The 25,628-nt window shown below is 62.7% G+C and carries 22 protein-coding genes; 4 read left to right on the forward strand and 18 right to left on the reverse strand.

Annotation, left to right across the window (positions count from 1 at the left end):
• Window positions 1–2 precede the first annotated feature (2 nt).
• From ACIQ3Q_RS04505 to ACIQ3Q_RS04535, 7 genes are read right to left on the reverse strand one after another with little or no spacing between them, the layout of a single operon-like run.
• Window positions 3–1,178, reverse strand: coding sequence for a glycosyltransferase family 4 protein (locus ACIQ3Q_RS04505; RefSeq protein ID WP_396267792.1), 1,176 nt, complete (start codon window positions 1,176–1,178; stop codon window positions 3–5).
• Window positions 1,175–1,696: a serine O-acetyltransferase gene (locus ACIQ3Q_RS04510; RefSeq protein WP_396267793.1), complete on the reverse strand. Its 522-nt coding sequence runs from the start codon at window positions 1,694–1,696 to the stop codon at window positions 1,175–1,177. Before ACIQ3Q_RS04510 ends, ACIQ3Q_RS04505 begins: the two co-directional genes overlap by 4 nt.
• On the reverse strand, window positions 1,693–2,724 hold the full coding sequence (locus tag ACIQ3Q_RS04515; RefSeq protein WP_396267794.1) for a glycosyltransferase: 1,032 nt from the start codon (window positions 2,722–2,724) through the stop codon (window positions 1,693–1,695). Before ACIQ3Q_RS04515 ends, ACIQ3Q_RS04510 begins: the two co-directional genes overlap by 4 nt.
• Window positions 2,721–3,251, reverse strand: coding sequence for a serine O-acetyltransferase (locus ACIQ3Q_RS04520; RefSeq protein ID WP_396267795.1), 531 nt, complete (start codon window positions 3,249–3,251; stop codon window positions 2,721–2,723). The genes ACIQ3Q_RS04515 and ACIQ3Q_RS04520 overlap by 4 nt, the downstream gene beginning before the upstream one ends.
• Window positions 3,248–4,228: a glycosyltransferase family 2 protein gene (locus ACIQ3Q_RS04525; RefSeq protein WP_396267796.1), complete on the reverse strand. Its 981-nt coding sequence runs from the start codon at window positions 4,226–4,228 to the stop codon at window positions 3,248–3,250. Before ACIQ3Q_RS04525 ends, ACIQ3Q_RS04520 begins: the two co-directional genes overlap by 4 nt.
• Window positions 4,218–5,630 (reverse strand): O-antigen ligase family protein, encoded by a 1,413-nt coding sequence (locus tag ACIQ3Q_RS04530; protein ID WP_396267798.1) that lies wholly within the window; start codon window positions 5,628–5,630, stop codon window positions 4,218–4,220. The genes ACIQ3Q_RS04525 and ACIQ3Q_RS04530 overlap by 11 nt, the downstream gene beginning before the upstream one ends.
• Window positions 5,623–6,753: a hypothetical protein gene (locus ACIQ3Q_RS04535; protein ID WP_396267799.1), complete on the reverse strand. Its 1,131-nt coding sequence runs from the start codon at window positions 6,751–6,753 to the stop codon at window positions 5,623–5,625. The genes ACIQ3Q_RS04530 and ACIQ3Q_RS04535 overlap by 8 nt, the downstream gene beginning before the upstream one ends.
• Before the next feature lie 139 nt (window positions 6,754–6,892).
• Between ACIQ3Q_RS04535 and ACIQ3Q_RS04540 the strand changes: the two genes are divergently transcribed.
• A complete protein-coding gene (locus ACIQ3Q_RS04540; RefSeq protein WP_396267800.1) occupies window positions 6,893–7,966 on the forward strand; it encodes a glycoside hydrolase family 5 protein in 1,074 nt (357 codons plus the stop codon).
• 3 nt (window positions 7,967–7,969) lie between these two features.
• Here the strand turns inward: ACIQ3Q_RS04540 and ACIQ3Q_RS04545 are convergent, their stop codons facing one another.
• Entirely contained in the window at window positions 7,970–9,139 is a 1,170-nt protein-coding gene (locus tag ACIQ3Q_RS04545) for a nucleotide sugar dehydrogenase (RefSeq protein ID WP_396267801.1), read from the reverse strand.
• Window positions 9,140–9,342: 203 nt separating this feature from the next.
• Between ACIQ3Q_RS04545 and ACIQ3Q_RS04550 the strand changes: the two genes are divergently transcribed.
• The gene (locus ACIQ3Q_RS04550; RefSeq protein WP_396267802.1) at window positions 9,343–9,645 is read left to right on the forward strand and encodes a PEP-CTERM sorting domain-containing protein; all 303 of its coding nucleotides are present in this window, start codon (window positions 9,343–9,345) and stop codon (window positions 9,643–9,645) included.
• A 44-nt stretch (window positions 9,646–9,689) separates the two neighbouring features.
• On the opposite strand, the gene ahpF is transcribed toward ACIQ3Q_RS04550, so the two are convergent.
• Window positions 9,690–11,246 (reverse strand): alkyl hydroperoxide reductase subunit F, encoded by a 1,557-nt coding sequence (ahpF, locus tag ACIQ3Q_RS04555; RefSeq protein WP_396267803.1) that lies wholly within the window; start codon window positions 11,244–11,246, stop codon window positions 9,690–9,692.
• A gap of 168 nt (window positions 11,247–11,414) precedes the next feature.
• A complete protein-coding gene (gene ahpC / locus ACIQ3Q_RS04560) occupies window positions 11,415–11,978 on the reverse strand; it encodes an alkyl hydroperoxide reductase subunit C (protein ID WP_396267804.1) in 564 nt (187 codons plus the stop codon).
• A gap of 382 nt (window positions 11,979–12,360) precedes the next feature.
• Here ahpC and ACIQ3Q_RS04565 point away from each other — a divergent pair, with 382 nt between their 5' ends.
• Complete coding sequence (locus ACIQ3Q_RS04565) at window positions 12,361–13,038, forward strand: helix-turn-helix transcriptional regulator (protein ID WP_396267805.1); 678 nt, start codon at window positions 12,361–12,363, stop codon at window positions 13,036–13,038.
• Here ACIQ3Q_RS04565 and ACIQ3Q_RS04570 read toward each other — a convergent pair.
• From ACIQ3Q_RS04570 to ACIQ3Q_RS04605, 8 genes are all read right to left on the reverse strand, one after another.
• Window positions 13,032–14,426, reverse strand: a complete 1,395-nt coding sequence (locus ACIQ3Q_RS04570) for an undecaprenyl-phosphate glucose phosphotransferase (RefSeq protein ID WP_396267806.1) — start codon at window positions 14,424–14,426, stop codon at window positions 13,032–13,034. The two genes, ACIQ3Q_RS04565 and ACIQ3Q_RS04570, sit on opposite strands and share 7 nt — an antisense overlap.
• 205 nt (window positions 14,427–14,631) lie before the next feature.
• Window positions 14,632–15,189 (reverse strand): PEP-CTERM sorting domain-containing protein, encoded by a 558-nt coding sequence (locus ACIQ3Q_RS04575; RefSeq protein ID WP_396267807.1) that lies wholly within the window; start codon window positions 15,187–15,189, stop codon window positions 14,632–14,634.
• Between the two features lie 152 nt (window positions 15,190–15,341).
• Window positions 15,342–16,793 (reverse strand): mannose-1-phosphate guanylyltransferase/mannose-6-phosphate isomerase, encoded by a 1,452-nt coding sequence (locus ACIQ3Q_RS04580; protein ID WP_396267808.1) that lies wholly within the window; start codon window positions 16,791–16,793, stop codon window positions 15,342–15,344.
• Between the two features lie 112 nt (window positions 16,794–16,905).
• A complete protein-coding gene (locus tag ACIQ3Q_RS04585; RefSeq protein ID WP_396267809.1) occupies window positions 16,906–17,601 on the reverse strand; it encodes a sulfotransferase family 2 domain-containing protein in 696 nt (231 codons plus the stop codon).
• A gap of 59 nt (window positions 17,602–17,660) precedes the next feature.
• Complete coding sequence (locus tag ACIQ3Q_RS04590) at window positions 17,661–18,554, reverse strand: hypothetical protein (RefSeq protein ID WP_396267810.1); 894 nt, start codon at window positions 18,552–18,554, stop codon at window positions 17,661–17,663.
• Window positions 18,544–19,353 carry a hypothetical protein gene (locus tag ACIQ3Q_RS04595; RefSeq protein WP_396267811.1) on the reverse strand — a complete coding sequence of 270 codons (810 nt, stop codon included), beginning with the start codon at window positions 19,351–19,353 and terminating at the stop codon, window positions 18,544–18,546. Before ACIQ3Q_RS04595 ends, ACIQ3Q_RS04590 begins: the two co-directional genes overlap by 11 nt.
• Before the next feature lie 88 nt (window positions 19,354–19,441).
• Entirely contained in the window at window positions 19,442–21,640 is a 2,199-nt protein-coding gene (locus tag ACIQ3Q_RS04600) for a glycosyltransferase (protein ID WP_396267812.1), read from the reverse strand.
• Between the two features lie 71 nt (window positions 21,641–21,711).
• Window positions 21,712–22,446 carry a hypothetical protein gene (locus ACIQ3Q_RS04605; RefSeq protein ID WP_396267813.1) on the reverse strand — a complete coding sequence of 245 codons (735 nt, stop codon included), beginning with the start codon at window positions 22,444–22,446 and terminating at the stop codon, window positions 21,712–21,714.
• Between the two features lie 442 nt (window positions 22,447–22,888).
• On the opposite strand from ACIQ3Q_RS04605, the gene ACIQ3Q_RS04610 reads away from it, so the two are divergent.
• Entirely contained in the window at window positions 22,889–25,624 is a 2,736-nt protein-coding gene (locus ACIQ3Q_RS04610) for a glycosyltransferase 61 family protein (RefSeq protein WP_396267814.1), read from the forward strand.
• Window positions 25,625–25,628: the final 4 nt, after the last annotated feature.

Consider the following 25,628-nt stretch of genomic DNA (forward strand, 5'->3'; position numbering starts at 1 on the left):
AGTCAGGTCTCTTGAAACACGCGGCTCAGCGCCTTGAAGAAGGTGGTGTCGGGTTGCATCAAGGCGCGCCCCGAAGCGGCAGCACCGGCGCTGAGGCGCTGGCGGAGATCAGCGTCTGACAAGATGCGCTGCAACTGGTCAGCCAAGCTGCTGACATCGTCGGCCTTGTAGAGCAGGCCGTTGTGCTCGTGGGTCACCAAGTGAGGGAAGGGGCCGTAGTCAGGCACAACCACGGGCACGCCCACAAACAAGGCCTCCATGGCCGACTTGCAAAAGCCTTCGGGAAAGCTGGCGCGTGAGGGTGTGGCCACCACAGTGGCGGTGCGCAGGTGCTCGAACACAGCCTCAAAGGGCACAGCACCCAGCACGCGAACCCAGGCGTCAGCATCATGCCGCGAGACCTCCCGCTTCAGTGGCGCAAAGGCAGCACCGCCGCCGATAAAGCTGAGCTGCAGCGGGCAGCCCGCGCGACGCAAGCTCAGGCAGGCCTGCAGCAGATCAAACACGCCTTTCGCCGCTTCGAGTCGCCCGAGAAAGACAACTTGCAGTGCTTGAGGTGTGACGGATGAGCGTGCACTCAGGGCCGCCAAATGCGCCACTTGCGCGGCGTCGAGGGCGTTGTTGAATTCCAGCAGTTGCCGCTCATGCCCGCGCAACTGCAAGGCCTCTTGCCTGACGTAGGGGCCATGGGCGACCACCCAGTCGGCCCGCGGGCAGAGGAACGCGTTGGAGCGGCGATAGACCGCCGAGGTGCCTGGCAAGGTCATGGCGTTGTGACACAGCAGGACCAGGCTGGCCCCGCTGAGCCGAGCCACCACCCAGGCGGCCACCGCAAACAAGCCGCCTTCGCCACACAGCACATGGGTGGGGCGCAGACGCAGGCCACTGAGCACAAAGTGGCTCAGGTCCCGCGCAAAGCGCCAGGCCTTGACCCAGCGGTTGGCGGGCTCGGCGCGCGTGGCATAGGCATGGGCCTGCACAGCGCCCAGCTCGGTCGACTCCGCCATGCTGCCCACAGACACCACGCGCAGACGACCGGCGCGGCACAGCCACAGCACAGCCAGCAAGAATTTATCGGGCCCGCCATCGGGCAACTCACCCAAGCGCGGCAGGAGTTGCTGCGCCTCTTGAACGGCCTGCCCGCTCTTGAGATAAAGCACGCGGCGCGGCGTATTCATGAGGTGGCCTCTGGCTGCCACTGCGTAGACGCGCCTCTGACGACCGCCCCACTGGGCACATGGGCATGAACCACGGCCCCGGCGCCAATGACGGCAGCCTCGCCAATATGCACGCCACCGATGACCATGGCCTGGGGGTAGATCACCACGCCATCGCCGACAGTGGGATACGAACCATCACGAATGGAGCGGCCCAGCGTGACATGCTGATAGACCGTGACACCCCGGCCCAGACGCACGCCTTCGCCCATGACCACCCCCACGGCATGCGGCAAGACCAGGCCCGGGCCGGCCTCGGCTTTGGGGCTGAGGTGGCAGCTGGTGAGCGCCACATTCAAGCGCCACAACACCCGAGCCCACTTGTGCCGCTGACGCCCCTGGGCCTGGTGCGCACGTCGATAGAGATAGACCGCCAAAAAGCCGGGTTCCAGCAGCAATGCGCGGCACAACGCCCAGCGGCCGCTGCCCAGGCCAGCGGCGGCCAAGTCAGCGCGATGCAGGTCAGCCAAGGCCGTCAACGCGGCACCCCTGCGCGCTGCAGCACGCTGTTGGGGATGCGACTGCGCGGGTCCTTGCGGCCTTGCAGCAGGCCGCGCAGCAAGCCACCCACATGCAGCCAGAGCGACACGGTGGCGTAGTTGGCCTTGGCCCAATGGCGCTTGCGCCAGCACTGGGCCAGCCATGGTGCGGCGAGGGTCAGCGCCAGCACGCTCAGCGCGGCAATACCCTGCCGACTGAGGGCCAGGGCGCTCGCCGCGATCAGGCCGCACAGTGCCCAGGCCAAGCAGGCCGCATAAAGCTTGAGCTCGCGCAAGTCTTGCCGCAGTAAGGGCCAGTGCGGGCTGCGCCAGGCGGCCCGGGTGATCTCGCCAATGCCGTTGATATAGGCGCTGCGCCAGCGGCGGCGCAAGAGGGTGAAGGCGGGCAGGTCGTGGCCCCAATGCTCGATGGCAGGAATGTCCAAGCGCTGCAGGCGCCAGCCTTTGGCGCGCAGGCGCAGGGCCAAGTCTAGTTCTTCGTAGCTGTGCAGGTTGCGGTCGCTGAAGTAGCCGACTTGCTCGATGGCGTCGCGCCGATACAGGCCACCCATGTCCAACCTGTCGACCGGGCCGGGCTGCCAATGGCCGCCACCGCGCTCGATGCGAGCTTGGAACTCCAGGCTGGTTTGGTTGTGCTCAACGACCTGTCCGGCCACGCCCGCCACCTCGGGGTGGGCACGCAGATAGGCCAGGGCTTGGGGCAGGAAATCGGGATGCAGCTTCATGTCTGCATCGAGGATGTAGAGGAACTGACCCTGCGCCTGCTGATAGCCCAACTGCGGCCCGACACCGCAGGAGCGCTGGTCTGCATGGCTGAGTTGGGTGATGGTGATGGGGTAGGTGGCGGCGACTTGGACGGTGCGGTCGGTCGACAGCGAATCCGCCAGCACGACCTCGCCCCCCACGCGCGCCACTGCCGCCAGCGCGGACTCAATGGCGCGGGCAATGTGACGCTCTTCGTTCAGGGCCTTGATCAGCACTGACACCACACAGGGTTGCGGACTCATGGGCGGGGCGAACTCCGCTTGGGCCGCACGCGGGCGGGCACGCCCACGGCAACATGGCCGCTGGGCACATCACACAGCACCACGGCATTGGCGCCGATGTCCACGTCGTCGCCAATGATGACGCGGCCCAGGATCTTGGCGCCGGCGCCTACATTGACGCGATGGCCGAGTTGCGGCGCGGCCAGTGGGTCATCCAACGTGCGGTTGCCCAGGGTCACGCCTTGGCGAATGATGCAGTCGTCGCCCAGCGAGGCGAGGCCGTGGATGACGATGGCGCCCGAGTGCTCGATGACCAAGCGGCGCCCAATGCGGGCCTGCACGCCAATGGTGATGCCGCTGAGCATCTCGGCCAACTTGGCCAGCACGATGTGCAACACCGCCAGCGGCCAGCGGATCAAGCGGGTCTGGAAGCGGTAGCGCAAGTGCCCGAGGCGATAGACCTGCAGCGCCCAAAAACCGAGCGACAGCAAGCCCTCCTGCGCAACGCGGAGGTCTTCAAAAAATGCCCAAGCGGAGGGGCGACTCATGCGGGCACCTTTCCGTCAATACGCCAGCGATGCAGAGGATAGGCCAAGCGGCGCGGCAGCAAGGTGAGCAAGAGTGTCAGCAGCCAGCCAGGGGTGTAGCAGACGGTACGCACCCGCCACAGCAGTCCCAGCGCCAGGCGGCGATGGCCACACACCACGGCAGTACGGGCCAGGAAGAGCCGATAGTGAGTGATGTAACGTAAGCTTGAGCGGTGAAGCCGTTCGGGGCATTCGCCGTGGCGCACGCGCTGCACCATGCGCTCGGCAAAGGGCGGCTCGCTGCGTGCGGCGGTTTGGCTGGACAAGCCGCTCGGGTCCACCACCCGTCCGGCCAAGGGCAAGGGCGTGAAGGCGACCGCCGTGCGCTCAGCCAGGCGAAACCACATGTCCAGGTCTTCGCCATGCGACTCCCCCACGGCAAAGCCGGAGGGCATGCATTGAATCAGCTCGCGCTTGACGGCCAGCGAGCTGGTCAGAAAGCAAGGGCCGCGCATCCAGCGAGCGGGCAGGTCGTCGATGATCTCGGTCGTGTCGGGGTGAGGCTGTAGCTCGGCCGCTGCTTGTGCTTGCTGTAGCCAAGGCGTTTTGGCATGGGCCAAGACGTTCTCAGAACCCGTGGCCACCATGCCGCACTGGGGGTGGCGCACCGCCAAGTGGCGCAGTGCAGAAAGGAACTGCGGGTGCTGCAGGTCGTCTGCATCGAGAAACACACACCACTGCCCCCTGGCCGCCGCCACCGCCGTGTTGCGGGCACAGGAGACGCCACCGTTGGGCTGACTGATGAGATGGATACGGGGGTCGACCAGGGCCCGCACAAGGTCGGCACTGCCATCGGTGGAGCCATCGTCCACGACGATGATGTCGAAGTCGCTATCGCGCTGCGCCAGCACGCTGCGCAGCGTGGTCTCGATGTGTTCACGCTTGTTGTAGAGCGCGATGAGCACCGTGAAGAAGGGAGCCGTGGAATCACTGCGCACGCGGGCTCTCCTCGTCAGCACCACGCCCCGCCAGGGCCGAGCCCAGCACCACCAAGAGCACCATGTGATAGAAATTCGCTAGGCCAATGCCCGTCAGGGAAAGTGGGACTTCGGTGATGGCAAAGGCCAGCAAGATCACCAGCAAGCCCAGGCTCAAGCCCCGGCTCGGGGTGGCCACGCGCCAAGCTGCGGCCACCAAGACCAGGAGATAGGCCACGGCGCCGACCAAGCCCACCAGGCCTGCACGGGCCAGGCTGTCCACAAATTGGTTGTGGGCGTGCGTCGCCGCCCCCATGCGCACGGCTGCACGATGGGCTTCATCAAACAAGGGCATGCCGTAGCCAAACAGCGGGTCTTGGCGCCACTCTTCCAAGGCCACGGACCAGATGCGGTCTCGCCCCGTCAGGCTCATCAGCTGCGCTCCGTCGGAGGACGCCAAGAAGCTGTTGAGCTTGTGACCCACCTCACCCGACACCACCAAAGCCAAGCCTGAAAGCGAGCCCACCAAGACCAGCCCATAAGCCCCCACGAGCCACGTGCGCGGCGTTTGTTGCGAGAGGCTGCGCCAAGTGGGAAAACGCCCTTGGTAGGCCAAGACCATGGGCAGCGCCAGGGCCAAGATCAGCCACACAGTTTTGGATTGGGCCAACAACACGACCAGCACGCTGCTCAGCATCGCCAGGCGCTGCAACCAGGGGCGCGCATAAGGGAAGTAGAGCAAAACAACCAGGGTGGTAGCGGCCACACCGGCCAAAGAAATGGGATGTGGCGCCAAGCCCGCCAGCCGAGGCAGGCCGTCAATAAAGCCTTGTTCGTAGTCGCGCTGCAGGGCGAGGTCCGGCCACACCACGGCCAGCACCAAGCTCAAGAAACAGAACAACACTTGCGCGTCACGGAACCACAGCAAAGTCTGCCGAGCGGCTCGCGCATCTAGGCAGAGCAGGCCAACGCCCACGGGCAGTGCATACACCCAGTACGTTTGGAAGCTGGGATGACGCCCCCACCATGCAGGCGAGGCAACTTGCGTGACCCACAAGAAGCTGAAGGCAAGGATCAGCACAAGGCGCCATGAGAACACGCGCTCGGTGGACCGGAGCCAGCGGATGATGGCGTCCACCGCCCCCCAGAGGGCGACGATGGAGGCGATGCGGATGCTCCACTCGCCCGCCCACGAAGCGGTCACGGCGACCGAGGTAACCGTGCCTGAGGCATCAAAGCTTCTGCCTGTGGCCGCCATGGAGATGGCCGCTGCCGCCACCTGCGTCGGAAAGAACCAAGGCAAGAGGCCATGGGTGCTCAATCGGCCCGAAAGCCGCAAGGCCAACCAAATGCCCAGCACGGCCAGCAGCGCTGCGATACCCCCCAGCGTGCTCCCTACGGCCAAGGCCAAGAACTCATCCATGGGCGGCCTCTTTGCGCTTGGCGAGCGCGGCGTGGGCCAGCAGGTCATGGAGCGTGGCAGCCACTCGCTCCACCGCATGGGCCGCCACACTGCGTTGGCCGCCTTCGGCCAAGCGGGCGCGCTCGGACGCTTGGGCTCTGAGTTGCCGAACAGCCGCGACAAAAGCGGAGGCCGTGGGTGCGATCAGGCAGTTGTCGTCCGCACGCAGGTCGTAGTGCTCGCGCGCTGCGATCACCGGGGTGTCGGCCATCCAGGCATCGCCGATTTGGCCCCAGCCCATTGCATCCCCGGGGGAGAGGATGCAGAAGGCCCGGGCGATCAGGGTCTCTGCCTCGGTGCGCGGCAATGACTCTTGCCACTGTGCGCGGGCGCCCCCCGCCGCTGTGATGCGGCTCAAAGCCTCGCGCCCAGCGCTGTCCAGCACCGGCCCGATGATGCGCACCTGCAAGTCGGGGATCTCGGCCAAGGCCTGGGCGAAGTAGTCGCCCAAGCGCTCGGCACCTTTGGCACGGAACAGTGAGCCGATGTAGACCAAGGTAGAGAGATCGCGCTCACCTTGTGTCAAGCGCTGGGTGGCCGCTTGGCACAGATGCGGCCACGGCAGATAGGCCACCGCGTCGCCGCGCTGAAAAAGGGGCTGCTCTTGGGGGTCAGAGATACACACCGTATGGGCTTGGTCCAAGGTGTGTTGCCGGACGCGCTGCGCGACACGGGCTCGCAGCGCAGGCCAGCCCAGGTACTCTCGCCGACGCAGCCAGCGCTGGTCGGCATAAAAGTATTCGGTGTGCAGCAGCACGGGCGCCTGCACGCGGCGGCCTAAGGCCGCTGCCAGAGGCAGGTGGTCGCGGGGGCCGGCAAAGAGCACATCAGGTTGAAAGGCTTGGGCCAAGGCCAGGGCTTGCGCGCTCATGCGCAGCGGGAAGGCTTGCTCCAGCCAGGTGATATGCACGCCACCATGCTGTGCCTGAGCCTGCGGAGCGCGGCGGGCCTTGAGCTTGTCATGCCGTGGGGCAATGACCTCAACGGCCACGCCCTTGCTGTCTGACAGCGCTTGCCAGACATGCGACATTTCGTTGAGTTGGGCGTCATATCCTGCGGAGATGACCATTACCTTCAGTGCCATGGCTGCGGTTCAACTTCCAGCGCATGCGGGACCGCGCTATGGTGTTCTTGCTGACTGGGTCAGAATAGATCGTTAATGTGTAGCTAATTGTACGCAGGGGCGCTTGGCCATGGCCGTTTCAATCAGGGATCTCGCAGATATGACGCGTTGCCACACACGCTCAGCCCACAGTGCTGTCTGGAAGTTCACACTTGCGGCCCTCTTGGCCACCTCCGGTGCCGCATGGTCGGCGCCAGGGCCAGAGTGCGCCAATGTGTCGGCCCAGACCTGCGCTTTGGCGGCGCGCCTGGGACGCGGCGTGAATTTGGGGGACATCTATGACCCGCCGCAAGAAGGCGACTGGGGCCAAAAGATGCAGCCCGAGTTCATTGACTTGGCGACCAAGCACTTCAAGACCGTGCGGCTGCCGGTGCGCTGGAGCAACCATGCCTCGCTGGACGCAGCGGCCACGCTGGACGAAGGCTTTGCGCGCCGCGTAGACGCCAGCATTGACGCCCTGCTGGCCCGAGGGGTGGTGGTGATTGTGAATGTGCACCACTACAACCAGCTGCACGGCAGCGCTTTGCATCGCGGCGAACAAGAAGTGCCGCCCGAGGTGGTGGAGGCGCGCTTTCTCAGCATTTGGCGCCAGTTGGCGGAGCGCTACAAGCGCAAGCCAGACACGCTGATCTTTGAGCTCTTGAATGAGCCGCACGACAAGCTCGACGGCGAGCCTTGGAATGTGCTGCTGCGCAAGGCCTTGGCCGTGGTGCGCAGCAGCAACCCGAGCCGCACGGTGATGATTGGCCCAACGTCTTGGGGGCACCCCAAAGATTTGCCGCGGCTGAGGATGCCGGCCGACAGGCATGTGATCGTGGGCTTCCACACCTATGACCCCTTCCCCTTCACCCATCAAGGTGCGAGTTGGTTGCCGGCCAAGTTTCCGGCCGGACAGCCTTGCTGCGATGAGACCCAACGCGCTCAAGCCGTGGCGCCGATAGAGGCCGCCTACCAGTGGAGTGTGAAGATGGGCTACCCAGTGCACCTGGGGGAGTTCGGCACCTTGAACCGGGCGCCCATGGAGGCCCGTGCCGCCTGGGCCCGCATCATGCGCGATGCTGCCGAGCGGCGCGGCATTGGCTGGACCTACTGGGGCTTGGTGGGCGGCTTTGGCATGTGGGATGCCCCGCGCCGCCAATGGCATGAGCCGCTGCGTGCGGCGCTGCTGGATTGAGGGTCAATCTTCGCCGAACAGGTCGCGGGTGTAGACCTTGTCCGCCACATCGGCCAGCACGGCGGTGCGGCGGTTGGCCACGATGAGATCGGCCTGCTGTTTGAAGACGTCTAGGTCGCGCTCCACCCGAGAGCCAAAGAAGGTGTCGTCTCGCAAGCGGGGTTCAAAAACCACGACCTCGACGCCCTTGGCCTTGAGACGCTTCATCACGCCCTGCACGCTGCTGGCGCGAAAGTTGTCTGAGCCGGCCTTCATGATGAGTCGGTAGATCCCCACCACCTTGGGTTTGCGACGCAAGATGTCTTGCGCCACAAAGTCTTTGCGGGTGGTGTTGGCGGTGACGATGGCCTCGATCAGGTTCTGCGGCACAGCCGTGTAGTTGGCCAACAGTTGCTTGGTGTCCTTGGGCAGGCAATAGCCCCCGTAGCCGAAAGACGGGTTGTTGTAGTGATCGCCAATGCGCGGGTCCAGGCAGACCCCGTTGATGATTTGGCGGGTGTCCAAGCCATGGCTCAGGGCATAGGTGTCCAACTCATTGAAGTAGGCCACCCGCATGGCCAAGTAGGTGTTGGCGAAGAGTTTGATGGCTTCGGCCTCGGTGCTCTCAGTCAGCAGGATGGCTGCGTCGGGCTTGAGCGACCCGGCCCGCAGCAACTCAGCAAAGGCTTGGCCACGGGGGCTGCGCTCGCCCACCACGATGCGCGAGGGATAGAGGTTGTCGTGCAGGGCTCGGCCTTCACGCAAAAACTCGGGCGAGAAGATGATGTTGGCGCTGCCCGTCTCGCGGCGCAGGCGCTCGGTGTAGCCCACAGGCACGGTGGACTTGATGACCATCAAGGCCTGGGGGTTGATCGCCAACACGGCCTTGACCACGCTCTCCACACTGCGGGTATTGAAGGAGTGGGTGTCTGGATCGTAATCGGTGGGCGTGGCGATGATGACCACATCCGCCTGGGCGTAGGCCTCCTGCGGCTCCAGGGTGAAGCGCAGTTGAAGCCCCCCCTGGCGCAGGGCGTGTTCGATCTCGGGATCACTGACGGGGCTGAGGCCGCTCTTGAGCAAGGCCACCCGGTCAGCGTCGACGTCTAAGGCTGTGACGCACTGTCGCTGGGCCAGCAGCACGGCATTGGCGAGTCCCACATAGCCTGTGCCGACAACGGTGATGTTTTTCATGGGGAGCCACGTAAATCTGGGTCACAACAAGCTGCAAGCGTATGCCAAAGCGACCAGAGGCACGGAAGGATGCTCTCTGGCATGCGAGATGTTGAGCGCAAGCTTGGTCTTTCGCCACCGAATTTGTGACTAAAGTAACAAGACCCGCCGCAATGAGGCGGCAGAGGATTCAAGCCCAGAGGGTGGGGTTCTAAACTGCCCTCATGCGTACTTTGCTGACCACCACCGCCACCGCCGCCGTGTTGCTTGCCCTGACCGGCAACGGCTGGGCTGCACAGGCTCGCGCCGAGGTGGCGCCTGTGTCAGACGCTGCGTCGGCCCCACTGGTCACCAAGTCTGCGGACAGCTTTGCCTTGCTGAGTGCTCCAAGCGCCCAGCAAGAAGCCGCCAGCAGCGCTCGCCTTGCAGACCCGCCCCTGATCCCCACCCCTGAGCCCAAGACCTTGGCCATGATGTTGGCCGGTTTGGCCGCGTTGGGCTTGGCCGCAAGCCGCCGCAGAGGCTGACACGCCCGCCGCAGCGGCGGCCGATTGGCCGCGCCGCAAAGGGTTTAGCTGCGGATCAGGTGGTCAAAGGCGCTGAGTGCCGCCTTAGCCCCCTCGCCTGACGCAATGATGATCTGCTTGTAGGGCACGGTCGTCACATCGCCCGCCGCAAAAATGCCCGGCACATTGGTGTGGCACTTGGCGTCGATGACGATCTCGCCAAAGCGGGTCAGCTCCACCACACCCTTCAAGAATTCGGTGTTGGGCACGAGGCCGATCTGCACAAACACGCCAGCCAGCTCGAGGTGGTGCTCTTCTTGGGTGGCGCGGTCTTTGTAGCGCAGGCCGTTGACCTTTTGGCCGTCGCCGGTGATCTCGGTGGTTTGGGCGTTGGTGTGGATCTCCACATTGGGCAGGCTCTTGAGCTTGTTGACCAGCACGGCGTCGGCCTTGAGCTGCTCGGCAAACTCGATGACGGTGACGTGCTGCACCACGCCGGCCAGGTCAATCGCCGCCTCAATGCCCGAATTGCCGCCGCCGATGACGGCGACCTTCTTGCCCTTGAAGAGCGGGCCGTCGCAGTGCGGGCAGTAGGCCACGCCCTTGGTTTTGTACTGCTGCTCACCGGGCACATTGACATTGCGCCAGCGCGCGCCGGTGGTCAGGATGACCGTCTTGCTCTTCAGCTCAGCGCCATTGGCCAGCTTGAGGGTCGCCAGGCCGCCCGCTTCAGCGGCGGGCAGCAGGGCGTCGACCTTTTGGCCGCCCATCAGGTCCACGTCATACGCGCGCATGTGCGCTTCGAGTGCTGCGGCGAACTTGGGGCCTTCGGTCTCTTTGACGGAGATGAAGTTTTCGATGCCCAGGGTGTCCAGGGTCTGGCCACCAATGCGCTCGGCCACCACGCCGGTGCGGATGCCTTTGCGCGCGGCGTACACCGCAGCCGCGGCACCTGCGGGGCCACCGCCCACGATCAGCACGTCGTAGGGGGCTTTGTCGGCCAGGCGGGCGGCGTCGCGCGCGGCCGCACCGGTGTCCACCTTGGCCAGGATGTCGCTCAGCTCCATGCGGCCCGAGCCAAAGGTGGCGTCGTTCAAGAACACCGCCGGCACGGCCATGATCTGGCGCTCTTCGACCTCGGCTTGGAACAGGCCGCCGTCAATGGCCACATGGCTGATGCGCGGGTTGAGCACGGCCATCAGGTTCAGGGCCTGCACCACATCAGGGCAGTTGTGGCAGGTCAGGCTCATCCAGGTGGTGAAGTGCAGGTCGGCGTCCAGGGCCTTGATCTGCGCTATCACTTCGGGCTCGAACTTGGGCGGGTGGCCACCGGCCCACAGCAGCGCCAGCAGCAGCGAGGTGAACTCATGGCCCATGGGCAGGGCAGCAAAGTGCACGCCCATGTTGTGGCCCACGCGGGTGATCTGGAAGGAGGGCTTGCGGGCGAAGTTGCCGTCAAAGCGGGCGCTGATCTTGGCGGGTGCAATGGCGGCGATCTCGGTGATCAGCTCGCGGATGTCGGCGGCGCCTTGAGAATCGTCGAGGCTGGCAATCAGCTCAATGGGCTGGGTGATGCGCTCGAAGTAAGAGGCCAATTGGCCTTTGGTGTTGTCGTCCAGCATGGCGGTGTTCCTTTTGCGGTGTGTTCAGGCGAGGTGTGTCTGACCTCGTTGAAAACACCCCTGGAACAGGCCAGTGGCGCTTTCAACGAGGCCTGATCGGGTGATCGGGCCGGGGGAAAGAAGCGGCCTTGTGGGCCGCTTCTTGCTCTAACAACACAGATCGTGAAATTAGATTTTGCCGACCAGGTCGATCGAGGGCGCCAAGGTCTTGGCGCCTTCTTTCCACTTGGCGGGGCAAACTTGGCCGGGGTTGGCGGCGGTGTACTGAGCAGCCTTCAGCTTGCGCAGGGTTTCCGACACATCGCGGGCGATTTCGTTGGAGTGCACTTCCATGGTCTTGATCACGCCGTCGGGGTTGATCACAAAGGTGCCGCGCAGAGCCAGGCCTTCTTCAGGGATGTGCACGCCAAAAGCGTTGGTCAGGGCGTGGGTGGGGTCACCCACCAGCGGGAACTTAGCCTTGCCGACGGCCGGGCTGGTCTCGTGCCACACCTTGTGCGAGAAGTGGGTGTCGGTGGTGACGATGTAGACCTCTGCACCTGCGGCTTGGAAGGCAGCGTAGTTGTCAGCCGCGTCTTCGATCTCGGTGGGGCAGTTGAAGGTGAAAGCGGCGGGCATGAAGATCAGCACAGACCACTTGCCCTTGAGGCTGGCATCGCTGACTTCAATGAACTTGCCATTGTGAAAGGCTTGGGCCTTGAAGGGCTGGACTTGGGTGTTGATCAGAGACATGTGAATGCTTCCTAGGTTGAGGTCTGATGAATAAAGCGGAGGGCATGCATCCGTAGATGCAATGACCGCTATGTTAGTGGTCGGATGGCATATCAAGGATTGATTGATCGAATCGCACTTATTGGTTTTGTCTATCACCGCTCGTCGACAGGGTGCGGTGGCACGCGATGTCCCCGAGTCCCTCCTATCTCATGCTCAGGCAGCGTGGCCTCCTGCTTGCTCGCTGTGCTGCCACGCCGGCCGTGCCGATAAAGCAGGGAGATTGAGAATCTCTCCCTGCCCCTCGTTTCATTAAGATACATTTAGTCCTGCGAGGCGCGCCCGCCCACCCTAAGCCACTGCCAAGCCCATGAAATCAGGCCAGTCTCCAGATGGAATAGCGTTGTTTGAGTCAGCTGCTGAGGCCATCAGCTATGTCGGTCCAGAGCGCCGCACCCGTGGCAATGACCTCTGGCAGTTGCTGGCTGCGGTGCTGGACGAAGTGGACTATGGCTTGATGCTGGTGGCCGATGGTGGCCGGGTGATCCACGCTAATCACTTTGCACGCCAGATGTTGGAAGGCGGGGTTTGGCTGGAAATACGCGCCGGAAAGCTCAAGGCCCTGAACCCCAAGTACCAAGTGCAGTTATTGGATGCCATCGTGGCCGCCCAGCACAAAGACGCGCGCACCATGCTCAATATGGGCGTGGAGGGGGCTGCGGCGAGTGGCCTCAGTGTGGTGCCCCTCCCAATCGCCGTGGATAGCGACACCCATACGCAGCGCCCGGTTCTGATCACTTTGCAGCGATCGCAACTGGTCGAAGCTCTGTCTGTCGGGGCGTTTGCTCGGGCGCACAACCTATCGCGCCGCGAAGAAGAAGTGCTTGGATGCCTTTGCGCTGGCATGAAGCCTGCCGCGATTGCCCAGCAGTTGCGGATCAGCGAGGGCACCATTCGCACCCATGTGCACAACCTCAAGCTCAAGGCGCACTGCAGCAGCATGGTGGAGCTGGTCAAGCGCGTGGCGGTGTTACCGCCCATCATGACAGCCCTTAAGGCTGGGCCGTTGGTGTCTCAGTAAGCGCTGCGGTCGAAAAACATCAGTTTGGCGGTGCGGGCGATGATGAGCAGGTCAAGCCCCAGCGACCAATTGCGCAGGTATTCAAGGTCAAACTCGACCCGACGCGCCATTTTGTCGACCGTATCGGTCTCACCGCGCAGGCCGTTGACTTGCGCCCAGCCGGTGATGCCAGGCTTGACCTTGTGACGGGCCATGTAGGCGCGTACGATTTTGCGGTATTGCTCGTTGTGTGCCACGGCGTGAGGCCGCGGCCCCACGATGCTCATGCGCCCTTGCAGCACGTTGACGAACTGGGGCAGTTCATCGAGTGAGGTTTTGCGTATGAAGGCCCCAAACTTGGTGATGCGGGGGTCATCTCGGGTGGCCTGTTTGACCACCGCGCCGTTGTCCATGCTGAGCATGGAGCGGAATTTGTAGACCTCAATGATCTCGCCATCCAGGCCCGTGCGACGCTGCTTGAACAAGACAGGACCGGGAGAGCTGAGCTTCACGCCGATGGCCACGGCCAGCAAAACAGGCGAAATCAAAACCAGAATCAAGGCGGCCAAAACCAAGTCGCTGGCGCGCTTGAGCAAACCATTGATGCCACTGAAGGGCGTGAGGTGCAAGCCCACCACGGGTAGGCCGCCCATGTCCTCCAGCCGCCCTTGGATCACGGTTACACCGAAAACATCGGGCACGTAGTAGAGCGAAGCCGTGGTGTTCTGCAGCATCTGCATCAGGTTCAGGATGCGGGGCTGCGAGGTGAGAGGCAATGTCACAAACACGTCTTTGACGCCATGCTTGTCGATGAAGGCCGGCAGTTCACTTAAAGGGCCGCGCAAAGCAACATCATCCGGGAGACTCAAGCGGTCGGGGGTGCGGTCATCAAAGATGCACAGCAGGTCATAGCTTAGATCGGGCCGCCGCCGCATGGCCTGCACAAGGCGCAAGGCGATAGGCCCAGCCCCCACGATGACCACTGGCCTGCGCGCCTGTGGCGAGGCGCTGTGCCACACCACGATCTGATGCCCCACCCAGACGGCGGAGGCCTGCAAAATGGGAGTGGCCAACACCCAGTAGAGCAGCAAGCGTCGATCCATCATGTCGAGCCCGCCCGTCACATAGCCGACTACGCCCAAGATCACCACACAGCGGGCCCAGTTGAGCGAGATGTCGATGAGCACACCCACGCCTCGACGATTGAACCGATTCACCCCCGGGAACAGCAACACCAAGGTGAGCAGCATCATGGCCATGGCCACGCCGCTGACGGTCAGGCCGCAGACCCGGTGTAAAACAGCCAAGCAGAGCACGGCGATGAGCGGCTCCATTACCGCTGCGATGGCAGAGGCGATGGTGGGCGGCGCGCTCAGGAACTGCTTGCGTACGTCTCGGTCTTCAAACATGGGCCAGTTGCATCAACTGCGGTGCCACAGCAGGCCCGAGCGATGGATCAATCTTCGGCCATTTTCAGGGAAGGCCGAGGCACCCCGACCTGCTGCAGGTCTTTCGAGTGCAATGCAATACACATAGACGAAAAAAAACGACATCCCAGGGGATGTCGTTCTCATGCGGGCCTAGGCCGCCCCCAAAAAGGGGAGTAGGTCAGGCTCAGGCTTGACCTTCACCACGCTGGCGACGACGCGCCGCCAGCAAACCCAAACCTGCAAGCAACAAAGCTGCAGCAGCGGGTTCTGGAACAGCTGTCACCGAAACACCATCGAGTTGCAAGTTGCCCGTGGTGGCAGCAAAGGTCAGAAGGGTCGAGACGGCGGCTGCCGAAAAGGTTTGCGAGAAGCTACCTTGCGCATCGGTCAGGTTGAAGGTTTGACCGTTCACCGACACTTGGGCTGCAAAAGTGGGCTTCAAGAAATAGTTGAAGCTCAGGGTGTACTGTTGGCTCAGATCCAGCGTGAGCGACTGCGACAGGCTTGAGCCCTCCAACAGACGCAAATAATTTGCGCCATCGATGACCGCAGGTGCTGGCTGGGTCGAGCCGGCTACCGGATTGGTCAAGCGTGAATTGCCCGTCAGCGTCCAGCCTGTCACCACATCGAACAATGAAGTGCCGTCAGCCAAGGTTTGGTCTTCGAAGCTGCCGTTGTCGACCAGCTCAGTAGCGGCATAGGCCTGACCGAGGGAGGCGACGCCCAAAACTGCGGCGGCCATGAATGATTTAGCGGCGGTTTGCATGCGCAATGTTCCCAATGATGAAGGACGTCGAGGCCGACCCTGGAACTGCGGGTCGGTGTTTGAATTTGTTACTAAATTATGCAGAAAGGACCAGCGGTCAGTCTCATCAATTTGTTGAGTCTTGGACCTCAGGTGGCTGTACGCCCGTAAGTGTCTTCAAAGCGCACGATGTCGTCCTCACCCAGGTAACTACCAGACTGGACCTCGATGATCTCTAGATCCACTCTGCCGGGGTTGGCTAAGCGGTGTACCTCACCCAGAGGGATATAGGTGCTTTGATTCTCAGTGAGTAGGATTTTTTTCTCACCACAGGTGACTTCTGCTGTGCCCGTCACCACAATCCAGTGCTCGGCGCGGTGGTGATGCATTTGCAAGCTCAGTGATGCGCCAGGACGCACCATGATGCGCTTGACTTGGAAGCGCGGGCCCATGTCTATGCTGTCGTACCAGCCCCAAGGGCGGTGAACCTTGCGGTGCAGCGCGTGTTCAATGCGACCACGCTCGCCCAACTTGGCGACGATCTTCTTGACATCTTGGCTGCGGCTGCGGTCGGTCACCAGCACGGCATCTGGCGTTTCGACCACGATCACATCTTTGAGGCCCACGGCGCCCACCAAGCGGCTGGTGGCGTGGATCAAGGTGTTGTCAGAGTCCACGATCATCACATCGCCTTGCGATGCATTGCCTCGGGCGTCGCGGGCAGCCGCCATCCAGACGGCGTCCCAAGCCCCCAGGTCGTTCCAAGCTGCGTTCAGTGGCACCATGCGAATGTCAAAGGCACTGCCCGGGCAGCGCTCCAACACGGCATAGTCCACCGATTCAGACGGCACATGCTCAAACTCGGCGCGCGACGGGCGGATGAAACGCTCGTTTTCTTTGCGCGCATCCCAAGAGGCCTGGGTGGCCTTCAGGATGTCCGGGCGGAAGGCTTCGAGGGCCGCCAGCCACACCGAAGCCTTGACGACGAACATGCCGCTATTCCAGGTGTAGTGCCCCTCGGCCAAGTACCGCGCAGCCGTGGCGGCATCGGGCTTCTCGACGAACTCAGCCACGCTGGCCACGCCCCCGGCAGCGGCATTGGAGCGGATATAACCGTAGCCCGTCTCTGGCCGATCTGGGGTGACGCCCAAAATCACAAAGGCCCCGGTTGCAGCGGTACGCACGGCCAACTGCAGGGCCTGCGTGAAGGCCTCGTCATTGCCAATGGTTTGATCCGAGGGCGACACCACCAGCACCGGATCCTCATGACCCACTGAGGCCTGAAGCGCTGCCAACGTCATGGCGGGGGCTGTGTTGCGCGCCGAGGGCTCCAGCATGATCAAGGGATCTACATCGATCTCCAGCAATTGCTCGCGCACCATGAAGCGGTGCTCGGCATTGCCAACGATCACCGGCTGCGAGACGGCAATGTCATCGGCTTCCAGCGCCATCAAGCGCTCGACAGCCTGCTGGAACAGCGTGGTCTCGCCCGACAAAGCCAAGAACTGCTTGGGAAAGCCTGCTCGCGACAGGGGCCACAAACGGGTACCGCTGCCGCCCGCCATCACGACGGGGCAAATGGAGATGAGTGACTTGGACATGGCGTGACAAAAATAGGTGATGCCACGGCATTGTGGCAAGAATCAATCCCGAGCGCCCCCTCACACTTAGGGCTGCCCGACAAGACCGGGTTCTGCTGCAACTCTGGGCGGCTCAGCCAAAGCTGTAGCCAAAACGCTCCAGCAAAGGCGCATAGACCTTGTCGATCAGTTGTCGGCTGCTGGCATCGTAATACTCGGTGAAATGCTTCTTGCCACCTTCAGCAACGCGCTCGCCCGTGACGTTGCGCGGTGCCACTTCGATAGGCTCGGATACGCCAAGTCGCTTGAGCACCTCGTCAAAGCCCTCTTGCAAGGACTCAAACCGCATCACGTAGTCGGCATGATCCAAGTACTTGAAGGGGGCCTTGACGGTGCGACCACGCTCCGCGATGTTCCCAAGCTCAGCCTGCAGCCACTCTCCAAAAGGCAAGTCACGCGCCTTTTCCATGCTGGTCAGCACCGTCTTGCGCTCCCGTGCCCAGGCCATACCGGTGTCCTTGTTATCGTCAACGATGGTGCGTTGCCGTTTCAGATAGCGGCTGACCATCAAGTCAAAAGGATTTCGAACGGCGCAAAACTTGAACAGCTTTTCCAACTCCTCGACGGACATCAACCCCGCCTCAACGATGTCATCGTAAGTGCCGTGGTAATTGCGCTCCAGCACCTTGCCCTCCGCTACCGCCTTACGCGTCTTGCGAGGAAAAGGAGCACCATCCAAATGAGCGATCAAGGCCTGAGACACCGCCTTGCTGGCCGTCTGAGGGTTGGCAAAGAACATGTACTGGCGAGACGCGGAGTAAACAGGCATAGCAATACTTCAAGGCAAGGTAATGGGCCATGGCATGGGCGCCGCAGCGCCCGATCCCATCAGGCCAACAAGAAAGACTCGATCTCGGCAGCGGCGATGCTTTGCTCACCCGCCTCATTGAGCAAAGAGTGCTCGGCCACATCATCATGGGCAAAGAGCTCCACCTGTGGCAGGCCTTGCAGGTTTTCTCCCCACATGCGGTCCCAATAGAGTCCAGTGGGGTAATGCACCCGAATGCGGCTCTTGGTGCCAGAGGCCTGGATGACTTCGCGGCAATCGAATTGATCTGCCGGTTTCATCAGACGTTCTAGGCGGCGCCAGCGCTTGACCACTCGTTCGCTGTCAGGTGCTTTCAGATCCCGTGACTCGTAAAAAGAGGCTTTGACAGCGGTCACCGGCGAGAACGCCAAGATCTTGTCTGCTCCGAGCTTGACCCCGTAAGAGAGGGCCCCAGAGCCCCCCGCCGAAGAGCCTAGGGTGAGTAGCTTGGTGCACCCCAAGGCCTGTTGAAGCTTGCGGATGAATTCGAGGGTCGGATCCACGCCCGTGCCAAACAACTCGACCCCTCTGCCATAGAAGCACCGCGAGTTGTCGTTCAGCACCAGCACGTTAACGCCGGACTGGAACAAATTGCCCCAACGACGTTTGGGCAATCCGGCCCCCTTGCGGCCAATGCCCCGGAACAAGACCACCAAGGTGTCAGAGGCCTTGGGCCACACATACAGCACGGCCTGCGCCAATTCATCGTCGGCCATCATCTCCCGGTTGAGCGCTTCTTTGCGTTCCAGATCGAAGGCCATCGCGCGCTCACTGCGGAACTCAGGGAACTCTGGAATCAAGGCCTTCAGGGGCCCAAGATCAAAGCTCTGCACGCGCTCGGTTTTCGGCGCCTTGACGGCGTCAGACTTAGGCTTCTTGTCCTTAGACTTGCCTAAAGGGGTATCAGTTGTCATTTTTTTCCAGCTCCGCTATGTCTTGGTAATTGGTAATCAAAGACGACAGAGGCTCGTCGATGACCTTCTTGAGCTCCGGCTCGCGATCAAATGATGGCTCTAGACCCAAAAAACCGGCCACAGCATCACAAACTTCCGCCCGGAAATGTCCTGCTTCGTCAAACACAGATTCGTAGTCGATGGACAGGCGCTGCTGGTCATCCAGACCTGAGTCAATGAGGTCGGTAGCACGACGGCGCTTTTTCATGGCGCTGAGCAATTGCGCCTTGTCGATAGTGACTTGCCGCTTATCGGGCAGGGCCTTGTCATGCCCGACGCGGTGGTGGTAGCGCCCGGTGCTGACGGCCACCAAATTCGACACCACAGAGAAAAAGTGCTGGCGCCGCAGATGCAACACTTTCACCTTGCTGCGCTTGATGGTGCGCAGCAGCGGTGGATTAGTGAACGGCATCTGCCAGGCTTCTGGCAACAGCGTGAGATGCTCATACTTGATGTCAAGCAGGGCAATGGCATTAGGCTCCTTGGGCAACAAAGACACCAAATAGGCTTGAAAGACTTCTGGGCTGCGCTCAGGAAAGATCAGATCGGGATTCAGCGCCACTTGCTCGCGCAAGAACTTGAAGTAGCCCAGCGGATTGTTGGAGTTGAAGATCTCGCCTCGGTCTCGGATCAAGGCATGCGATGCCATCATGCGACGGAACACCGTGGTGCCCGAACGCACGCCCCCCATGAAGAAAACAATGCGCGAGAGTTGTTCTTCTGTCAGGCGAGCCAAACCACTACTGCTCTTCTCGGTCATGTTCAATACGTCTCCAAATCACGTTGCGGGCGGCAGCGCCCGAGAGCGGCAGGCCGCACTTCAATAAAGGGCACAGGTAAGTGCATGATCAACCCAATGCCTTGCGCACCGACACCGCCCGCCAGACATTGGCCCAGCCGGCATCATTGCCATAACGAATCGACAACTCGTCGTTCACTGCCAACTTGATGGAAGCAAGCTTCTCGGGCAAGTCCACCAGCAGCTCGACCAGCCCCATCAGCGACAAAGGCTCGCCACTTTCACCGGCACGATGCGTGTCTATCACCGGAATCTGGCAGCGCATATAGCTCTCACGCAGGGTTTCGAACTCGTAGGCGTTACCCGACAAATCGATCACACAGGCAGGCATCGGCCGGAAGCTGCTGAGCCGCCCCAGCAGGGAGCCTACGCTGAAATGCTTGGCCTCTCCAACACGGCCTGTTGCCTGCGGTTTAGATGTGATCACCGCCCCGGGCAGCAAAGCCTGCTGCAGCATCGGCAAACGGCTCAGCAACTCTTGAGCCAGCACGTACTGATCGTCGCGGGCCAAGATATGCACCAGCGGCGCCTCAGTGCCCAAATGCAGTCGATTAGGCTTCCAGCGCCATGAGGGCACCAACATATGCCGCACATGAGGACCAAAGGTGCCCGGCAAAGGGGCTTCGGCATGCGCCTCAATCCAGGTCGTCTCCAAACACTTATCGGTGAGGGCCTTGATGGCCTGCGCCGAAGGCGGAGACCCCAGTTGCCGCAGGACATCCATGCGCAGGAACAGAGGCGTGCGCAGGGCTTCAGCATCGAGATTGGCCAATTCGGGGCAAAAGCGCATGACCCACAAGATGGGGCGAGCGCTACGAGCCAAGAGATCTGGCAGTGACACCACCATGTGGTTCAGCCCCAATGAGCGACCCACAGGCGGGCTGACATGCGGCGCCACCGCCAGCTTGCAATCCACCGCCAAGCCGTTGAAGGCCTCAAACAGCGTGGCTTGGTGAGGGGGCAAGAGCTGATCGACATACAGCACCACCTGGGCCTGCTGCATCAGCAGGTTGATGGTTTGATAGATCTGCTCACGGTAGGCCGACTCGGGCTCAAAAAAAGCATGATCCATCGTCACCACCACCGTGGGGCGACGATGAATACGCCCAATGGTGGCATCTAAAGCCGCTTGCACCTGATGCTGGATACGAGCATGGGTGGCGTGCGTCGCTTGTGTCAAAGCGCCCAGAAGGTTGGGCTGCTCTGCGATCTCGCAGCACACCTGCGCCACTTCTTCCATGGTCTGACACTGGTGCCAAGCATGCTCGATGGGAATCCCCTCGAGGGCATGACCCATGGCGACAATGGGAACCCCAGCCGCAAAAGCCTCCACCGCCTTGATCTTCAACCCCGTACTGAAGGCCAAAGGAATGACGACCACATCGACGTCGCGATAGAAGGCATCGACGGTGGCCACCGGGCCGGCCAAATCAACCCCGTCAATGTCTGCCAGATCGCCCAAGCGGGAACACATAGACCCCACATAGCGGATCTGGACTTTGGCGCCCCGGGCCTCAAAAATGGGTCGAGCCGCCTCGACAAAGGCGCGCGCATTCTGGACATTGATGACATTGCCGGACCCCAACATCCCGATGACGAGCACGCCTTCGTCGTCGAAGCGACGGATGCGCGCCACGTGCGCTGTGGGCTCAGCGTGGGGCATGGTGATGCAGGGCACATTGGCCATGCTGCGGTAGATGACGGCCTCTTCATCCTTGATGGCCCAAACCAATTGGGCCCGCTGAACAGCAATGCTTTCTTGCTCTTGCGTGGTGTAGAAAAACTCGGGCTTCAGGCCGTGTTGCTCCAGCAACTGGCGCCGCCCGGTGAACAGGTCGTGTGTGTCCAGGATGCGAAGCACATTGGGTGGCGCCAACTCCAACGCCTTGCTCATGAAGGCGTAGTTGACGATGAAGGCATCAAAGTGCTGGCGCTTAAAGAGCCACTTCAGCGTGGTGGCAATGCTCTCGTCCCACCACTCGTCAATGGTGTAGTCCTGCCCGGCTGGTGGGTTGTAGGTGTGGCGTGAGGTGGGCACCACGTGGAAGCTGTCCCAGGCCGCCGTCATTTCCCGCACCAAGTCGTGGGGCAAAAACTCGAACCACCACTCTTGCGGGTAATACACAAAGTGAACCCGCGCGCCGCGCGCCTGCAACTCTTTGCAGACAGCATAGATGCGCTTGCGGTTACCTTGGTCTGGCGGATGGGTAGGCGTGGGCGATAGCACCAGAATGTCGGCACCATCCATGCGCGCAGCGCCTACGTCTGGCGATAGGCTTACAAGCTCGCCAAGGGGCAATTCGCGGTGCATGCCTTCGCTCACTGGCCGACGACAGCACTCGGTGCCGCCAGCGCAGCGCTAGGCGCCGGCGCCTGCGCCAAAGCCTTGAGCCGCTGCAACTCTGCAGGCGTGGCCGCCTGAGCGGATAGGCGCAATACCGGCACACCCAGTTGGCGCAAGGCCTTGCCTTCTGGCACGGGTGGGGTGTGCAAGGCCGCCACGGTAAAGCGCAGGCTGGTCAGGCCCACCGTCTCTCGGGCAAGCAACACCCCCGAGAGCAATAGCACGCGCTGTCCGACCTCTGTGATCAGCGCAATATCTTGGTCGTCACTGGTGCAACGCAGCTGGGCTGCGCGCTCTCGACCCCATAAAGGGATGTGAAGCGTGAAGACCGTCTCATGGCTGCGGTCCAAGTGCAGCTCGAACTGAAATGTAGGCGCGGGGCCGCTCCAACGGAAGGCCGTCCCCTTGCCGTCCTTTTCCACCACGTGCAGACCGGCACTCGGCGGCAAGGGCGCTGTGGCATCGATGGTGACGCTTTGCCGCAGTTGGTAGTCAGCCTTGGCCGCAGGCAGCAAGATGTCTCGGGCCCGCTGAACGGTGCGAATGACTTCGAGTTCGCGGGTCAGTTGCGCCAAACGCTCGCGCAACTCGTCTGCGTCGACACGTTGAGTGGCCAATTCGGTGGCCAGCGCATCCAACACGTTCTGATCACCAAGTTGCTCACGAATCTCACGGGTCAGTGACTGAATTCGTTGTGCTTTGCTGTCCATGTGGCAAGGTCCGAGGCTCAAACTACGGATCCAACCCGGGTAAGGGCTGGCAAGGAAGGGAAAGAAGCAGGGAATACTCCCAGCAAAGCCGCCACATTTTGGTGCGGCGTGAAACATGACACATCATGGTTTAATTTTTTGTAAATGGTAACAAGGAAGCAGGCTACTCCGCAGCCCCTAGTGCGAAGTCAAACGCAAGACACTATAGGGTCCATCCACCCACCAAGATGGTGGCAGACTCCGCCCGGCCCACTCTCCTCCACCTGTTTAGTTCTCTTTGATGCCTCCCCCCCCTTCTGGCCGGGCTGACACTCTGCCTCTGATTGAACGCCTTGAGGCGCTGCTCGCAGCGTCTCCATCCAGTTCGCCCGCCTTGGCTAAGGCTCGAGCTCTGCTTAGCAAGCTTCGGGCCAATGACTGCACGGATGAGCACTGGCTGGTGATGGCGCAATCGCTACACAGTGGCTTGATCAAAAGCCCCTCCACGCCCTCTGCCTTGGCAGTGCAGTGCTTCTTGGATGTCTTGGCGATGGGTTGGCGCCAAACCCCCTGGAGCGAACGCCTGGACAGCTCTTTGCTCTCCCACGCCTTGCAGGCTGAAGGCGTCGTCGGGCAAGCCAGCCTGCTGACCAGCGTGCTGACGGATCACCCCACCGAACTGAGGTCTCAGGAGAGAGAAACCCTGCTGCGCGTCTGCCTGCGCTGCATTCGGCGGGGCCAGCACTGGCATTTGGCACCGGACCTGCTCAATACCCTGGAGGACGTGTGGGCGCCAGGCAAGGCCTGGACCGGCGAGTTGGCCGGTGCCCTGGCCACCTTGGCCCAACACAGCCCGCACCTGAATGAGCTGGGCTTGACGGCACGCTGGCTGCAACGCCTCTTGCCCCTGGCCGTGCGCAGCGCCCATGACCCCGACCGGGTGGTGCTGCACAGCGCCGTCCTGACCCTGGCCGTGCGCACGGTCGATCTGCCTGCCCTGCGCCGCCTGCTGGAAGCGATGTCCGCCCACCAGCCTGCACCCGTCTTGGAGCCGGCCTTGACCTCGGCCCTGAGTTGCCTAGCCCAGTTTGAGCCCGACCCGCAGGTGGCGGGCTGGCTGGCCCAGGCGAGCGCCTGGTTTGAAGGCTCGGCCCCGGTGCTGCTGGAGCGCGCCCGCTGGGCCCAACGCCAAGGCGAAGCGCCGCAGGTGGCCATGAGTTTGGTCGACGCCATCTCGCCCAGCCACCAGGGCTATCGCCGCGCCATGCTGTGGATGGCGGACGCGCTGTTTTTTGCGGGCCATGCGCCAGACGCGGAGCAGTTTTACCAGCGCGCCGGCGTGGTGCGGCCTTTGAGCGGCGCCGAGCAAGCCCGGATGGCGCACCTGCAAATGCGCCAAAGCTCGTCCGTCCAAGAGGCGCTGGAGACGCCGGTGGACCAAGCCGATAGCGATGCCGGCTGGCAGGGCGTGGACACCGGTGTGCTGGCCGATGCTCTGTCCTTGGTGGGCAGTTGGCTGGGCGCAGAGCCCGTGCGCAACAGCGGCGCCCGGGTGGCGCTGGAAGGCCTGGCCGAGCGCTCCTTGGCGCATTGCCGCACCCAATGGCCGCAGCAAGACACCGTGCCCGTGGACATGGTTTTGCAACTGGCCCGCACGCTGCAGCAGATCAGCGAGCAGCGCTACGGCCATTTGTCCGAGATTGAAGCCGCCTACCCTCACCACCGTGGCCCGGCCTATGGTGAGCTGGACCCGGCCCTCGGCGCGAGCTTGCGCCGCGCGGCCCTGCGCCATGTCGCCTTGATGGCGCAACTGGCCACCCAAACCGAGCGCGGCTTGACCCGCCAAGCGGGCATGCGGGTGTGGCTGGAGCTGCTGCGCTGGGGCGTGCAAGCCTTGCTGACCCTAGAGCACCATGATGAGGCGCTGGCCTGGGTGCGGGCCGCGCAATACAGCGTGGGCCCCACCATGGGCCACAGCGTGCTGACGGCCCTGGAGGAGCGCTGCCTCTTGGCCCAAGGCTTGGTGGTCGAAGCCCAGGCCGTGCGCCTGGCCATGCCCCATGAAGCCAACGCAGACGTGATGCCGCTGCGAGAGTGGCCCGAGTGGGTCAGCGCCGCTTTAGGGGAAGCGCCGGGCCAAGCGCACAGCAGCGAATCGGCCTGGCAAGACCAAACCGTCAGCGGTCGCTTTGAGACGGTGTCGCCCGATGGTCTGCTGACGGAACACGCCCACACCACCGCCCCGGTGAGCCTGGAAGCGGCGCGCCTGCCCGGCCTGCAGGTTCGGCTGTCCTACGGCCTGATCCACCCCCAAGCCGGTTTGCTGCGACCGCATGCTTGGCACCGCACCATGGGCGAGTTCCCCTACACCCACCCCGACGTGCTGAGCAGCAGCGCGCGCGGCACCAGCCTGCGCCGCCCTGCGGCCACGCGCACCGTGGACTTCCCTGTGGTGGTGCTGGCCAATATGGACGCGCTGGAGCACCGCAACTACTACCACTGGATGATGCTGATCCTGCCGCGCATCTTGGTGGCGCAAGACGCCGGCTGGCTGCAAGGACGGCAATTGCTGCTGCCCGCCGAGCTATCGAGTTGGATGCTCAGCAGCCTCACCGACCTGGGCTTCACCCCTGCACAGTGGACCACCTACAGCCGAGATGAGACCCTGAACCTCAGCGATGCGCTGGTCATCTCTCCGCTGGAGTTCACCAGCCCCACGCTGCTGGAGTTGCTGCGCAAGCGCTTGTGGCAAGCCGCGGGGCTGGACGCCACCCGCCCGCCTTACCCAGACAAGCGCATTTTTGTGTCGCGGCGCAGCGAGAACCGCCGCCCGCTGATGAACGAGCCGGCCGTGGTGGCGCATGCCGAGTCTTTGGGCTTTGAGGTGGTGGCGCCCGAGACCCTACCGCTGCTGGACCAAGTTCGCCTCTTTGCCAGTGCCAGCGCGGTGGCAGGCCCGCCGGGTGCGGCCTTTACCAACCTGGCGTGGGCGCAGGCCGGCACCAAGGTGGTCGCGCTCTACAAGCCCGATGTCCACCTGCCCACCTTTGTGGACATTTCGGTCATCCGGGGGCAGCGGCACCGCTGGCTCCTGGGCAAGCCCCTGCCGGGCTTTGAGCGCGCCAGCTTGGTCAACACGCCCTATGCCGTCCACATTGCCCAAGCCCATGACGCCTTGCGTTGGGCCTGTGGCCGCTGAGCCG

Source organism: Ideonella sp. (assembly GCF_044358605.1).
GTDB lineage: Bacteria > Pseudomonadota > Gammaproteobacteria > Burkholderiales > Burkholderiaceae_C > Ideonella.